Below are 14,403 nucleotides of genomic sequence, written 5' to 3' on the forward strand. Positions count from 1 at the left end.
GACGTCAGAGCGTCCCCCAGGCTCGCTCGATCGCCTCGGAGACGCCCGCGTCTTCGGCGCTCCACGCGTCGAGCTGCTCGGTCGCGCGCTCCTTCACCATCGAAGGCGCGCTGCCCATCGCGAACGATCGCCCCGCGACCTCGAACATCGGCACGTCGTTGAGCCAGTCGCCCACCGCGACGACCTCGTTCACCTTGCAGCCGTGATACTCCGCGAGCCACGCGATCGCCGTGCCCTTCGTGGGCCCCGCGGCGCGCACCACCATCGCGTGCGTGTCGGCCGCGCGCGTCACCGCGAACCGGATCACGAACGCCGCGCCGCCGAGCTCGCCCTCGAGCTCCTCCGCGGCCGCGTGCACGTTCTCCTTCGACCCGATCGCCACCACCGCGAGCAGCCCCCGCTCGTGCTCCCAGTACGGGTGCGACGTCACGCGCTCGACGACCGTCACGCGCGGCGACCACGTGCGCACGTAGCTGCTCCACGGCTCGCCTGCGGCGTCGTGCACGATGCTGTCGTGCGCGAACACGAAGCTCGCGGTCCGATGCCGCTCGAGCACGCGCCGGAGCTGCGCGGCGTGATCGCCTGCGAGCGAGGCGTGGTAGTGCTCGTGATCGTCACGCGCGTCGACGATGTGGCTGCCGTCGACGCAGGCGATCGGCCCCTGGATCCGCGCCGCCACGGCGGCCTCGCGTGAGCCCGAGTAGAGCCTGCCCGTGCAGATCGTCACGGCGACGCCGCCGCTCTGCAGCCGCTCGATCGCCCAGCGGTCTCGCTCGTGCAAGGTGCCGTCGTGGCGGAGCAGGGTGCCGTCGAGGTCGAGGGCCAGGAGCTTGTACGTCATCGCCGCGGTTCGTCCTCGTCGCTCGCCACGCCTGGATGGTTCGACGTCAGCGTGGGTTCGGCGTCGAAGGGCCTGAAATGGACGAAGGGCGATAGGCGGGGGTTTCCCGCCGCATCGCCCGACTCGTCTCGATCACGAACGCTGCAGGTTCAGGAGGCCGGATAAACCGAGACCTGCTTCTTCGTGTTCGTCTTCCACTCGTACTTCACGACGCCGTCCACGAGGGCGAAGAGCGTGAAGTCCTTGCCGGTGCCGACGTTCTTGCCGGCGTGGAGCGACGAACCCACCTGCCGCACGAGGATGCTGCCCGCCGAGACCGCGGTCCCCGCGTACACCTTCACGCCGCGCTTTTGTGCGTTCGAATCGCGCCCGTTACGAGACGAGCCGCCGCCTTTTTTATGAGCCATGCCGGATTCTCCTAGGCGCTGATGCCGGTGATCTTGAGCTCGGTGTACGGCTGCCGGTGGCCGGTCTTGCGGCGGTAGTTCTTCCGGCGCCGGAACTTGAAGATCACGACCTTCTTGCCGCGATCCTGCGCCTTGATCTGCGCCTCGACCTTTGCACCCGCAACGTGCGGCTGGCCGATCTTGGTGGCCTCGCCGCCGACGAGCAGGACTTCGTTGAACGTAACCGTGTCGCCGGCGTTTCCGCTCAGCTTCTCGACGCGCAGCACCTGGCCTTCCGAGACCCTGTACTGCTTGCCGCCCGTCTTGATGACCGCGTACATGTTCGTGCCCTCGAGCCCTACGACAGTTGCTTCACCGGCGCACTCCGCCGGGAAACAAGGGAGCGGAAGTATACGGACGCGCGTCCGTTCCGCAAGCTGATCAAATGTGTCTCCGTCCCTTTGGATCCAGCGGCTCTTGAAGAGCCGGTCCGGGGAGGCCGGAAACACGCGTGAACGGTTGGGTGGGTAGCGCGGACGAACGGGGCCGTTTCGCCCGCCAGGCGAGAAAAAAAGAGATGTGCTTCCGGGCGCGCAGGGAGGTCGGTCTACCAGCTGCCGTGGCTGCCGTGGCTGCCGTGGCTGCCGTGCGAGCCGTGTGACCCGTGTGAACCATGGCTGCCGTGCGAGCCGTGCGAGCCGTGCGAGCCGTGCGAGCCGTGCGAACCGTGGCTGCCGTGCGAGCAATGCTGCGCCGGGATCACGCCGCCCGCGTCGTCACCGATCACGCCCGCGCGATCTGCCTCTTCGCTCGCCTTCGCGCCGACCTCGCTCTCCGTCTTGGAGAGCATGCCGCCCGGCTTGCGGGAGAAGCTCGGCAGCCCACCTGTTCCGTTGTTCGCCATCGTGGCCTCCCTGATCCCAAGTCCCGTTGCGCCCGCGTCGTTCGGTTGCCCTCAAGATGCCGAGGACGCGTGGATGAAGTGCGTTCGCGCCCGGACCGTGGTCCAGCGCCGGAGGATCTCGACCGTCGTCGGGTCGTTCTCGCGCAGTTTGTCGAAGAGAAAATCCTGGATGCCCTTGTGGACGGCGCACAAGGTGCTCTCACGCATCCTACCGAAGATCGTGCCCTGCGTCCGGTAGCTGTGCTCGGGCTGGACCCCGCAGTAGGGCGTGTACGTGCAGTTCACGCAGTCGGGCTGCGCCTCGCGGATCGACGCCATCACGAGCGCGCGCACCGTCTCGTGTTTCATCAGCGAGCGGTACGTCGAGCTGAACACGTCGCCGATCTGGAAGGCAGGATCGCCGGTCTCGTACATCATCCGGCCCTCGTCGCTCGAGAAGATCTTGCCGTCGTAGTTGTAGGCGAGGGCGCCGATCCCCGAGCCGCTCGGGTTGCGGATGTCGAGGAAGTTCGGGTCGTCGTCGGCCACGATCTTCGTGAGGAAGATCGACGCGTACCGCTCGAGCACCTGCTCGCCGCGACGGTTCAGATCGAGGATGTGCTCGACCGCGGCGCGGTAGAACTCGTGGTACGCGGCGCGATCGTACTCGACGATCTGCGCGGTCTTGCCCGCGAAGCCGAAGGGATCGATCGGGCGGAGGAAGATCGCGCGGCAGCCGAGCGAGACGTAGGTGTCGACGATCTCCTTCGGGTACTTGAGCGCCTCGCGTGTCGTCGTGAGCAGCGCCTCGACGTGGTAGAGCGTCGGGTCGAGGCCGATGTCGATGTAGGCCTTGTTGATGCGCTCGATCCACTTCACGGCCTCGCGGTGCGCGTTGCCGCCGGCGAGGATGCGCTGCTTCGTGTGCAGGTGCTCCGGGCCGTCGATGCTGGTGCAGACCTGGACCTTGCGATCGACGAGATACGCGAGCTTCTCCTCGTCCATCAGCGCCAGGTTCGAGACCATGGTGAACTCGAGCCCCTTGCCGTAGGCGCGGTTCCGCGCGAGCGCGTACTCGATGACGTGCTTCATCACCGAGAAGTTCGCGAGCGGCTCGCCGCCCTGGAACTCCAGCGTCACCGAGGGCGACGTCGACTGGAGCATCAGGTCCACGACCTTCTCGCCGATCTCCGGCGTCATGTCGGTGTGGACCGCGTCCATGTTCGCGCGGCTCGCGTGGCAGTAGACGCACGTCTCGTTGCAGCGGAGCGTGACCACCGCGATGTGCAGGTTCGGCCCCCAGTTGAGGAACCGCTTCTTGTACGCGATGCGCTCGGCCGCCTGCGCTTGATCGAGCCCGTCGCGGAGGAAGTTCTTCGAGGCGAGTTTGTCGTGGAGCTTCGTTCCGGGATCGAGCTCGCCGCGCGCGAGCGAGCGGAACTCGTCCTTCGTGACGAAGACCCAGTCGCCGAGAAAGTTGGTGAGCAAAATATCTCCGCCCACCTCGCGGAACCGGAAAGGCACGAGGCCCGTCGGCGTCTTCGCCGCGGAGCCGAGCTCGGTGAAGAGCGTCGAGAGGCTCACGCGGCACCTCCGGCGGCGCGCGCCTTTTCAACCGTCAAGCCGAGCGCGTAGTTCGCGAGCTCCGCCGAGAGCACGCGCTCGTCGACGCCCTGGCTCGTCGCCTCGGGCTTCGCCGTCACCTTCACGACGTACGCGCCTCCCTCTCGCGAGAGCTCCGTCGTCGCGAACGGCGCGTACGTCTTCACGGCCTCGTCGATGGCGAAGCCGTCGTAGAGCTCCTCGTGGAACCTGAGCTCGATCACGCCTTCTCGCCCCCGGACACGTCGGCCGACGCGTCGCCCTCGGCCTTCGCCGCTTCGCCCTTGCCCTTCTTCTTGTACTTCTCCTCCCAGCTCATCGCGATGCCGAGCGGATCCTCGAAGGCCGTCTCCTCGCCGATGTCCATCGCGAGCAGCTCGTCGAGCCCAGGCGGCCCCGCCGCGCCGCCGAGCGCGCGCGCCGTGATCGCCTCGACGAGCTTCTTGTTCTCCTCGACGATCCGGAGGCGCCACGCCTGGCCGAGCAGCTCGTTCTGGAACTCGCCCGCGAAGGCCTGCGTGTCGGCGCCCGGCTTCTTCGCCTTCAGCGTCACCTGAATGCGCCGATCCCCCGCGCGATCGAGGTGCACCCAGCACCGATCGATGAACACGTACGCGGCCCCGTAGATCGCATCCTTGGGGTACAGGCCCTCGTCGAACTCGATCCGAACAGAACCCTCTCCCAAGTGAAACGACATGTCGCTCATTCGTGCTTCGCTCCCGATGACGTACCGTAAGGTGCGTCCCGCCTCTCCTCACGGGTTCGTGGCGGTCACGGTATACTGATCGCAGGTCGGAGGCGTACCGTTCTTGCGGTAGACGCGCACCTTCACGCTCACGATCTTCGGGGTGTTGTCGGTCTTCGTGCCTGTGGGATTGCCGGCGCTGTTGTACTGATAATTCATCTCCCAGACCGTCGCGCCCGAGCCCGTTCCCCCGTCGTTGCAGGTCGCGACGGTGTTGCAGTCGTGCAGCACGTCCATCCCGTACTGCCCGCCCGCGTCGTTCACGAGCTGGACCTTCGGCGTGTACGCCACGCCGATCGTGCCCGGCGCGACGAAGTTGAACGTGAGCCAGTCGCTGCCGCTCGCGGTCTCGACCTTGCCGATCATGTTGACCGTGCCGCCCTTCGGCACGCTCACCGCGCCCGCGCTGGTGCACTGGTTCGAATACGCGTCGGTCGAGCACTCACAGCCGTTGCCCGGCGCGCCGTCGATGTCGGCATAACCGACGTTGCACTGCACGATCTGGCACTGGCCCGCGGTGCAACCCCAGCTCGAGACGAACTGCGCCTGCGGGTTCTGCGTGGTGCACGCGGGGCCCGGCATCATCTCGTCCGTCTGCCCGTTGCAGTTGTTGTCCTTGGAGTCGCAGATCTCCGTCTGCGTTCCAGGCGAGACCACCGGGTTACACGTGGAGCTGCCGCTCACGCAGACCGTGGTGCCCGACGAGCACACGCCGGGGAACCCGGTCGAGCAAGGCTGGCCGTTGACGAGGGTCGGATCGTCGATCGTGCCGTTGCAGTCGTCGTCCTTGCCGTTGCACGTCTCCTGGACCGTGCCGGGCAGCGGCGCGTTGCAGACGAGCTGCGGCGAGCCGGCAGGACACTCGTAGGTGCCGAACTGGCAGACGCCGAGCTGGCCAGGCTTCGTGCACGGCATGCCGACCTGCGGGATGCTGTCGTCCACGAGGCCGTCGCAGTCGTCGTCGAGGTTGTTGCACGCCTCGGAGAGCTGACCGGGCACGACGTTCGGCTTGCAGATGACGCCGTTCGCCCCGTCGCACATGGTCAAACCCGTGCTGCACAGGCCCATGAAGCCCGTCATGCACTGCAGGCCGCCGCCGGGGTTGCCCTCGTCGGTGTTGCCGTCGCAGTTGTTGTCGAGGCCGTCGCACGCCTCGGGCTGCACGGGCGCGGGCGAGCACTTCACCGAGCCGTTGATGCAGTTCAGCGTGCCCTTCTTGCACTCGCCGAGGCCCGGCGCGACACACGCGCCGCCGCCGCCCGGGTTGCCATCGTCGATCGTCCCATCGCAGTCGTCGTCGAGGCCGTTGCACGCCTCGGGCTGCGGCGTCGCGTCCCCCATGCACGGGCCCCAGTTGCCCGTCTCGTCACAGGTCTGCGTGCCAGGCGCGCAGAGGCCGACGTTCACCGTGCCGTCGGGGCCCGTGTAGCAGCCCTGCTGCTCGCCCGTGACGCACGTACACCCCTCGTCGACGTTGCCTTCGCAGGTGTCGTCGAGGCCGTTGCAAGCCTCGGTCGCGGCCGGGACGACCTCGTTTTCGCAGGGGCCCCACTGGCCGCTCGCGTCACACGTCTGCTCGCCGTCCTTGCACGCGCCGACGCCGCTCGTGCCTTCGGGGCCCGTGTAACAGGCCTGCTTCACGCCCGTCACGCAGTCGCAGCCCTCGTCGGCGATGCCGTCGCAGTTGTTGTCGACGCCGTCGCAGACCTCGGCCTCGGGCACGCACATCTGGCCGCCCATGCCGCCGGCGCCGCCCATACCACCCGCGCCGCCCATGCCACCCGCGCCGCCCATGCCACCGGCGCCGCCCATGCCGCCGAGGCCACCCGCGCCGCCCATGCCGCCATCGCCGCCCCGGCCGCCGTCGCCGCCCCGGCCGCCGTCGCCGCCCGTGCCCGAGCTGGTCGAGATGCCGCCCGAGGAGGTCACGCTCCCGCCTTCGGCGCAGGACGACGCGGCGGCCCCACCGACCACCAAGAGAAGCGCCGCGATGGCGACCCGTCGCACCTGCTTGCCCTGCTGCTCGTCACTGGCTTTGACGTTGCTCGCCATTGTCACTCACCGCTCCCAAGCAATGCTCCGGTTGACGATCGGTGGTTTCGCTCGGACGAGCCGAGACGCTTCCACGAAGTTCCTGTCCGAGGCCGCGACCTCGTCGCCGGGCGTGTTCGTACGCGACGAACCCGGGACCGCCGCCCTCGTGATCTCCACCTCGCCGAGGCCCGCGAAGCCCTCGCGCACCTCGGCGCTGCTCGCCTTCTCGCCCGCGAGCCAGCCCATCCCGAACCGCGACGCCACCGCGATCGCCCGCGCGAGCTGCGGCCGCACGAGCTCCTCCGGCGCGAGGATCCGATCCGCGGCCCGCGCCGCGCGGCCGAGGCGCTCGGCCTTCACGAAGTGCACCGCGCGCACCCCGAGCGCCATCCCGAGGTGCACGATCTCCGCGAGGTGACGGTAGTTCGACCGCGTGATCACCGTGGTCACGGAGACCTCGATCCCCTCGGCCCGCGCGTGCCGCACGCCGGACGCGGTCTGCTTGAAGCTGCCCGGCGTCTGCGTGTGGTAGTCGTGCATCACCTCGGTCGAGCCGTGCAACGAGACGTCGAGCGAGAGTTTGTCCGAGGCCTCGCGCAAGGCGCGCGTGTACGTGCGATACGCGAGCCTCCGGCCGTTCGTCTGGACGACGATGCGTCGCGCGCCCCGCTCGTCGAGGGAACGGATCACCGCGGGCAAGTCGGCCGCGATCGTCGGCTCGCCCCCCTGCACGTAGACGACGTCTCCCCTCTCGACACGCACACGCGCCGCGAGCCCGAGCCCCTCGACCGCGTGTTCCACCGGGACGAACCTCTCCCCTTGCGCGCAGAAGACGCACGCATTGTTGCAGGTCGTTCCGAGGGAGAGGACGAACGCCATGGATTCAGCCCGGGCCCTCGGCCGGCACGAGCAACGCGTGGCCGTGCTTCTGGATCCGCTCGGCGTGCGTGAGCAGCCCCGACAAGCGCACCGCGCGCTCGTTCTTCGCGACGACCTGCGCGAGCGTCATCGCCGCGAGCCCTTGCTCCTCCTGCGTGGGCGCCCAGCCGTCGCCGCCGTTGACAACGAAGATCGCGTGCGCCTCCGTCTCCGCGGGCGGCCGCTGCGCGAGCGGGCCGTGATCACGCGCCAAAAGCTCGAGGTCGAACGTGTGCCCATCGTCCGTCCGGACCTTCACGCTCACGCATCCATGCACGACGGGATCGATCTGGACGATCGTCCATCGCGCCAGGCGGCCACCCGCGACGAGCGGATGCAGCAGCTTGGCGACGTTCTCCCGCGTCGGCTGATCGAGCGGCTTCTCGCTTTCCGAACCGCTGTTTGCAGCGGCCGTGGTCTCCGGGCGCGCGGAGGCGATCACCGGTGCGGCGAGCACACCGCCCCCCATCACTCCCACGAACAAGCGCCGCGATACGTTCCTGCCAGGCATGCCGGAGCCTCCTCCGCTCGCAGGATCTCCGGTCGTCTTGGCGGCGTCAATGTTTGCGCGGAGTCCAGGTCTCCCCTCCCCCGGAGGACCCAGGAGGGCGACGCGGCGCGTCAGGCCTTCGTGAAGGAGAACGAGCCGTCCGAGCCGCGGACGTGGACGATCTGTCCGGGGGCATATCCGCCGGCGAGGATCGCCTCGGCGAGCGGGTTTTGCAGCTCCTTCAGGATGGCGCGCTTCAGCGGACGCGCGCCGAGCGAGGGCTCGTAGCCGATGTCGACGAGCAGGTCCTTCGCCGCGTCATCGAGCTGCACCTTGATCTCGCGATCCGCGAGCAGCCGCTCGAGGCGCCGGAGCTGGATGTCCACGACGCCGCGCAGGTCCTTCTTGGTGAGGGCCTTGAAGACGACGATGTCGTCGATCCGGTTCAAGAACTCCGGCCGGAAGAAGGCCTTCAGCTCCTCGAAGAGGACGTCTCGGATCGCGTCGCGCCCGTCCTCGCTCTCGAAGAGCTTCATGTCGGTCTCCAGGATCCGCTTCGAACCGATGTTCGAGGTCATGATCACGACCGTGTTGGAGAAGTCCGCGGTCCTGCCGCGCCCGTCGGTCAAGCGGCCGTCGTCGAGGATCTGGAGCAGCAGGTTGAACACGTCCGCGTGCGCCTTCTCGACCTCGTCGAAGAGCAGGACGCTGTAGGGCCTGCGGCGCGCGGCCTCGGTCAAGAAGCCGCCCTGCTCGCTGTCGGCGTAACCGGGCGGGGCGCCGATGAGGCGCTGCGCCATGTGCCGCTCCATGAACTCGCTCATGTCGAGCCGCGTGAGCGCTTGCTCGTCGTCGAACAGGAACTCGGCGAGGGCCTTCGCGAGCTCGGTCTTGCCGACGCCGCTCGGGCCGAGGAAGAGGAACGAGCCGATGGGCTTGCCCGGATCTCGCAGGCCCACGCGGCCGCGGCGCACGGCGCGGGCGATGGCGCGCACGGCCTCGTCCTGGCCGACCACGCGCTGCGCGAGGCGCTCCTCCATCTTGAGCAGCTTGTCCGACTCGCCTTCGAGCATCTTCGCGACCGGGATGCCCGTCCACTCGGCGAGCGTGCCGGCCACGTCGTTCTCGGTGACCATGTTCGAACCGGGCTCGGCGCCCTGCCCCTTCGCCGCTTGCTCCGCCGCCTCCAGGCGCTTCTTGATCTCGGGCAAGGTCACGTGCTCGATCTCGCCGATCTTCGCGTAGTTCTTGTCGCGCTGCGCGGCCGCGAGTTGCTCGTTCGCCGCGGAGAGCTCCTTGCGGATCGCCTGCACCGCGGCGACGACGCCCCTGCGCGCCGCGACGGCCGTGCGCTTCTCCTTCGCGCGTGGCTCGACCTCGGCGAGCTCCTTCTCGAGCCGCTGCCGCGTCTGCACGCTCATCCGATCCTCGTCGTCCGCGAGCGCCGCGATCTGCGCCTTCAGCGCGTCGACGCGCCGGCTCATCGCGTCGACCTCCGCGGGCACGCCGTCGACCTCGACGCGCTTGCGCGCGCTCGTCTCGTCGAGCAGGTCCACCGCCGTGTCCGGCAGCGCGCGGTCGGAGAGGTAACGCTTGGCGAGGCTCACGGCCGCGACGATCGCGCTCTCGCCGATCCGCACGCGGTGGTGCGCCTCGTACTTCGTGGCCACGCCGCGCACGATCTCGGTCGCCTGCTCGATCGACGGCGCATCCATGTTCACCACCGCGAAGCGCCGCTGGATCGAGGGATCCCGCTCGTTCAGCTTGCGCGTGCCCTCGGGGGTGGTCGTGGCGAGGATGCGGATCTCGCTCCGCGCGAGCAGCGGCTTCAGCAGATCACCGACGCCCGAGCCCTGCACGCCTTGCCCGAAGAGCGCGTCGATGTCCTCGACGACGAGGATGGTCTCGGCGTCCTGCACGCTGCGCAGCTTGTCGACGAGGGCCTTGAGGCGCTGCTCGATCTCGCCGCGCAGCTTGGCGCCTGCGACGAGCGCGCCCGTGTCGAGCTCGACGAGGCGCGCGCCCGCGAGGTTACTCGGCACGTCGCCGCGCGCGATCCTGTCGGCGAGGCCGCGGATCAGCGCCGACTTGCCGACGCCCGGCTCGCCCACGACGAGCGGGTGGTTCTTGAAGCGCCGCTCGAGGATCTGCAAAAGCCGCCGCGCCTCGCCATCGCGCCCGATCACCGGATCGAAGAGCCCCTTGCGCGCGTCGGCCACGAGGTCGCGCGTGTAGCCGTTCCCGTCCGCGCTGCCGCCCGCGCTCGTGACGAGGTTCGGGGCCGCGGCTGGGGCCTTCGCTTCGGCCTCGGCGAGCACGGCGAGGTGCGGGCGGAAGGCGCCGGGGCTGACGCCGAACGACGAGAGGATCTCGCCTGCCGGGCCGCGGATCTCCTGCGCCAGCGCGTGCAGGAGGTGCTCGATGCCGACGCTCGGCGCCTTGTCCCGCGTGGCCTCTCGTTCGGCCCGCCCGAGCAGATCGAGCAGCCGAGCGTCCACGTACGCGACGCCGCCCGTCGACTTCGGCTGACGCCGCAGCGCCGCCTCCGCGAGGTTCATCGTCTCGTTCGGATCGGCGCCGGCGCGTCGGAAGACCTCGAGGACCCCGCGATCCCGTTCGAGCAAGCGCACGAGCAGGTGCAGCGGCGAGACCTCGGCGTGCTTCCGGTCATCGGCGAGCGCCTGCGCGCCCGCGACGATCTGCCGAGCGTCGTTCGTGAAGCGTTCGAGGTGAATCGTGCCCTCGGTGTCGGCCATGGGTCTTTTTCTCACCAGGTGCGTGGCGCGCGCAAGGACGGCGCGTCGGGCTTCTAGGTCGAGTCAGGGGAGCGCGCCACCGGCGGCGACGGCGCGGAGCTCGTGGATGAAGGGGGAAAGCCCCTCGATCCCCTTGGCGCTTCGCCAAGCGACGTCGGGAGCCGCTCGCGGCTCGTTGGCGCTTCGCCGAGCGCCGCTCGACGCCGTTCGACTCCTCCTTGGCGCTTCGCCGAGCCGTGCGCCGGGTCCTCCCCCCTCTCCTTGGCGCTTCGCCGAGCGCCGCTCGACGTCGTCGGACCTCCCCTTGGCGCTTCGCCAAGCCGTGCCCCGGTCCCTCCGACCTCTCCTTGGCGCTTCGCCGAGCACCACCCTGGCGCACCGGGAACGTCCTTGGCGCTTCGCCGAGCACCTGCCTGGCTCCGCCTACCTGTGCTTGGCGCTTCGCCGCGCCTCACCTGACCTCGTCCGACCTCTGCTTGGCGCCTCGTTGAGCCCTTGCGCACAACGTTGCCCTTGCGCTCGCCGCTGACACAACCGAAATGTCCAGCATGCCGGCCGACGTCGCCATCTACACGACCCCCTGGTGCCCCTACTGCCAGCGCGCGAAGGCCTTGCTTTCGCGGAAGAACGTCCCCTTCGCGGAGATCGACGTCGACACGCGGCCCGACCTGCGGCGGTGGCTCTCCGAGGCGTCCGGGCAGCGCACGGTGCCGCAGGTCTTCATCAACAATCGCCCCGTGGGCGGATTTACGGACCTCTCGTCCCTCGATCAACGAGGCGAGCTCGACGCGTTGCTCCGCGAGGCCCCCGCGCCGGATCTGCCCCCGCTGCCGCGCTGACGCGGATCCGTCAGGATCGTGCCCGCCGTGTCAATACGGTGGTACGCTCGCTCGTCTCGGAAACACATGCCCGCTGCCGACGCTCCGCTGCCCGACGCCTCGACGAGCGAGGGCTCGCTCGTCGGTCGTGACGTGGGCAAGTACAAGGTCCTCCGCCTCATCGCGCGCGGCGGCATGGGCTCGGTCTACGAGGCGCTGAACACGAGCATCGGCAAGCGCGTCGCGATGAAGTTCGTCGACCCCGAGCTCGCGCGGAACGACGACGCCGTCCTGCGCTTCCAGCGCGAGGCCGCGGCGGCGAGCGCGGTCGAGAGCGCGCACATCGTCACGATCTTCGACTCGGGCAGCACCGACGACGGACAACCCTTCATCGTCATGGAGCTGCTCCGCGGCGAGGACCTCGGCCATCGCATCAAGCGCCTCGGGCGGCTCGACCTCGAGCCCGCCCTCGACGTCGTCGCGCAGCTCCTCCGCGGCCTCTGCCGCGCCCACGAGGCGGGCATCGTCCATCGTGACCTCAAGCCCGACAACGTCTTCCTCGCGGCGCGCGACGACGAGACCGACTTCGTCAAGATCCTCGACTTCGGCATCTCCAAGGTGCGCCGCACGGGCGGCGTGCCCGAGAAGACGATCACGCGGCAAGGCACCGTGCTCGGCACGCCGTTTTACATGTCGCCCGAGCAGTCGCAGGCGCTGCCCGACGTCGACGAGCGCACCGACCTCTGGTCCGTCGGCGCGATCCTCTACGAGTGCCTCTCGGGCCGTCCGCCACACGAGGGGCAGTCGTACGAGCAGGTGATCGTGAACATCTGCACGAAGGCCGCGCCCGACGTGCGCACGTGGAACCCCGAGGTCCCCGAGTCCGTGGCGCGTTTCCTCGGCAAGGCCCTCAAGCGCAACAGGGACAAACGCTTCGCGAACGCGCGCGAGATGCTCGAAGCCCTCGGCGCCGCGTCGGGAAGTCTGCTCCCGGCGCGCGCGGTGAAGCTCTCGGGCGACACGGGTCGGAGCTCGAAGGCGCCCGCCGCGACCACGAACACGAGCGGCCCCTCGCGCGTCGGTTGGGCGACGACGGGCGGCGCATCGCCGAGCAAGGAGCGCTCGCGCATCGTGCCCGTCGCGCTCGCGGGTGGAGCGGCCGTCCTCGCGCTCGCCGCGGTGCTCGTGTGGAGCCGCGAGAGCGTTCCGCGAGCCGCGACGACGGCCTCCGAGGGCACCACGAGCGCGCAGCCGATCGGCACGAACGACGCGCCGACGATGACGACGCCGCCGCCGCCTCCCGCCCCGACGCCCGAGCCCACGCCCGAGCCCACGCCCGCGCCCACGGCGGCTCCCACGACGGAGGCGACGGCCACGAAAGCGCCGGAGCCGAAGCCCGCAGCGACGACCCCGCCGCCACGTCCCACCACGACGAACAAGGTCTCGACGCCGAAGAAGCCCGCGCCGGACAAGACGGCAGCGCCCCAGGTGAACGCGAGCGCGAGGCCGACGGCGACAACCAAGGTCCCGGGCGTCGCTCCGCAGCTCAAGCTGAAGGTCGAATGAACAAGCCTTTCGTTCGACGCATGGCGCTCGTCCTCGCGCTCGCGCTCGCCGCGCGCGAGAGCGCGGCCCTCGCGGCCGGCGAGCCGGCGGCCGAGAGCGCGCCGCTCTCCGCGTCCTACAAGCGGCACATGGCGAACGGCGTGAAGCTCTACAACGACGGCAACTTCGCCGCCGCCATCGTCGAGTTCGAGGCCGCGTACGCCGAGAGCCCACGCGCGAGCCCGCTCGTCAACATCGCGCTCTGCCACAAGAGCCTCTTCCACTACCCGAAGGCCATCGCCGCCCTCGAGCTCGCGCTCGGCAAACACGCGAGCACGATGGAGCCCGAGGACAAAGCCGCCGCCGAGCACGCCATCGCCGAGATGCGCGCGCTGCTCGGGACCGTGAAGGTCGAGCTCTCGCCCTCCCACGCGGTGCTGCTCATCGACGACGAGCCGCTCCCGCCCGGCGCCTCGGACAAACCCATCCCGCTCGGCCCGGGGAGACACCGCATCGGCGCGCGCGCCGAGGGGTACGAGGACGCCGAGCAGACGATCACGGTCACGAGCAGGGACCGCGACAAGATCGTCAAGCTCGCGCTCGAGCCGAACAAGGGATGGGTCGTCGTGAAGACGGACGATCCCGAGATGGCCATCGCCATCGACGGACAGCCGCTCGCGCTCGGGCAGTGGGCCGGCCTCGTCGAGCCAGGCACGCACCTCGTGCAGATGTACAAGCAAGGCGGCCCCGAGTACGCGTTCCAGGTGCTCGTCGTGGCGGGCAAAGCGCAGGAGGTCCGCCCCGACGTCGGCGGCGTGCCCATCGCCGTGCCGCGCTCGCTCCCGACGCCACCTCCACCGCCGCCGAAGATCGCGAAGCCGCCGGATCCACCTCTCCGCGGCGCGTACGCGCTCGCGACGGGCGGCGTGTTCTTGATGCTCGGTGAAGAGGGCGCGGGGGGTATGGTCGGCGCGCGGCTCGGCTACCGGATCAACACGCCGATCGGGCTCGAGTTCATGTTCGACTACGCGAACAACCCCATCGCGACGCGCAGCGGCGACAGCAAGGTCCGCCTGAGCTCGGCGCGCTTCGGCGGCAGCGTGCGGCTCATGAGCCCCGGCAGGAAGGTGCGGTTCGTCGCGTCGATCGGCGGCGGGCTCGCGTACAACTGGCTCGGCAAAGGCGAGAGCCCCGGCGGCGTGGCCTTCATCAACCTCGACACGGGCTTCGAGCTCGACTGGAGCGGCGTCCTGGTCGGACTCGCCGCGCAGCAGACGCTCCTGCTCGGCGGGACCGACACGGCCGACGTCGAGCTCGCCGATCCACGCGTGACCCTGGGCCTCGGCGCGCGGATCGGCTTCGGCGCCTGGTGACGGTGTTCGCCC

General features: G+C 69.6%; 14 protein-coding genes. 3 read left to right on the forward strand and 11 right to left on the reverse strand.

Translation table 11 applies throughout. The annotated features are described in order from the left end of the window. Window positions 1-4: 4 nt before the first annotated feature. The 11 genes from GF068_RS21510 to GF068_RS21560 all read right to left on the reverse strand — a co-directional run bounded on the left by GF068_RS21510 (window position 5) and on the right by GF068_RS21560 (window position 10,655). On the reverse strand, window positions 5-841 hold the full coding sequence (locus GF068_RS21510; RefSeq protein ID WP_153821329.1) for an HAD-IIB family hydrolase: 837 nt from the start codon (window positions 839-841) through the stop codon (window positions 5-7). A gap of 149 nt (window positions 842-990) precedes the next feature. Then, window positions 991-1,248, reverse strand: a complete 258-nt coding sequence (rpmA, locus tag GF068_RS21515) for a 50S ribosomal protein L27 (RefSeq protein WP_153821330.1) — start codon at window positions 1,246-1,248, stop codon at window positions 991-993. An 11-nt stretch (window positions 1,249-1,259) separates the two neighbouring features. Continuing rightward, window positions 1,260-1,568, reverse strand: a complete 309-nt coding sequence (gene rplU / locus GF068_RS21520) for a 50S ribosomal protein L21 (RefSeq protein WP_153821331.1) — start codon at window positions 1,566-1,568, stop codon at window positions 1,260-1,262. Between the two features lie 266 nt (window positions 1,569-1,834). Further along, window positions 1,835-2,131 carry a His-Xaa-Ser repeat protein HxsA4 gene (gene hxsA4, locus GF068_RS21525; protein WP_136933506.1) on the reverse strand — a complete coding sequence of 99 codons (297 nt, stop codon included), beginning with the start codon at window positions 2,129-2,131 and terminating at the stop codon, window positions 1,835-1,837. Window positions 2,132-2,182: 51 nt separating this feature from the next. Then, window positions 2,183-3,694, reverse strand: a complete 1,512-nt coding sequence (hxsB, locus tag GF068_RS21530; RefSeq protein ID WP_153821332.1) for a His-Xaa-Ser system radical SAM maturase HxsB — start codon at window positions 3,692-3,694, stop codon at window positions 2,183-2,185. Then, complete coding sequence (locus tag GF068_RS21535) at window positions 3,691-3,936, reverse strand: HxsD-like protein (RefSeq protein ID WP_153821333.1); 246 nt, start codon at window positions 3,934-3,936, stop codon at window positions 3,691-3,693. Before GF068_RS21535 ends, hxsB begins: the two co-directional genes overlap by 4 nt. After that, a complete protein-coding gene (gene hxsD / locus GF068_RS21540; protein WP_170319604.1) occupies window positions 3,933-4,409 on the reverse strand; it encodes a His-Xaa-Ser system protein HxsD in 477 nt (158 codons plus the stop codon). The genes GF068_RS21535 and hxsD overlap by 4 nt, the downstream gene beginning before the upstream one ends. 57 nt (window positions 4,410-4,466) lie before the next feature. Beyond that, a complete protein-coding gene (locus GF068_RS21545; RefSeq protein ID WP_153821335.1) occupies window positions 4,467-6,509 on the reverse strand; it encodes a MopE-related protein in 2,043 nt (680 codons plus the stop codon). Between the two features lie 6 nt (window positions 6,510-6,515). Beyond that, window positions 6,516-7,370, reverse strand: a complete 855-nt coding sequence (locus GF068_RS21550; RefSeq protein ID WP_153821336.1) for a radical SAM protein — start codon at window positions 7,368-7,370, stop codon at window positions 6,516-6,518. Between the two features lie 4 nt (window positions 7,371-7,374). Further along, window positions 7,375-7,920 carry a hypothetical protein gene (locus tag GF068_RS21555; protein ID WP_153821337.1) on the reverse strand — a complete coding sequence of 182 codons (546 nt, stop codon included), beginning with the start codon at window positions 7,918-7,920 and terminating at the stop codon, window positions 7,375-7,377. Between the two features lie 110 nt (window positions 7,921-8,030). Next, window positions 8,031-10,655: an ATP-dependent Clp protease ATP-binding subunit gene (locus GF068_RS21560; RefSeq protein ID WP_153821338.1), complete on the reverse strand. Its 2,625-nt coding sequence runs from the start codon at window positions 10,653-10,655 to the stop codon at window positions 8,031-8,033. A 539-nt stretch (window positions 10,656-11,194) separates the two neighbouring features. Between GF068_RS21560 and grxC the strand changes: the two genes are divergently transcribed. The 3 genes from grxC to GF068_RS21575 all read left to right on the forward strand — a co-directional run bounded on the left by grxC (window position 11,195) and on the right by GF068_RS21575 (window position 14,391). Then, window positions 11,195-11,494, forward strand: a complete 300-nt coding sequence (gene grxC, locus GF068_RS21565; RefSeq protein WP_240807183.1) for a glutaredoxin 3 — start codon at window positions 11,195-11,197, stop codon at window positions 11,492-11,494. A gap of 66 nt (window positions 11,495-11,560) precedes the next feature. Then, the gene (locus tag GF068_RS21570; protein WP_153821339.1) at window positions 11,561-13,039 is read left to right on the forward strand and encodes a serine/threonine-protein kinase; all 1,479 of its coding nucleotides are present in this window, start codon (window positions 11,561-11,563) and stop codon (window positions 13,037-13,039) included. Continuing rightward, window positions 13,036-14,391, forward strand: coding sequence for a hypothetical protein (locus GF068_RS21575; protein WP_153821340.1), 1,356 nt, complete (start codon window positions 13,036-13,038; stop codon window positions 14,389-14,391). Before GF068_RS21570 ends, GF068_RS21575 begins: the two co-directional genes overlap by 4 nt. Window positions 14,392-14,403: the final 12 nt, after the last annotated feature.

The sequence above is a fragment of the Polyangium spumosum genome (assembly GCF_009649845.1).
GTDB lineage: Bacteria > Myxococcota_A > Polyangia > Polyangiales > Polyangiaceae > Polyangium > Polyangium spumosum.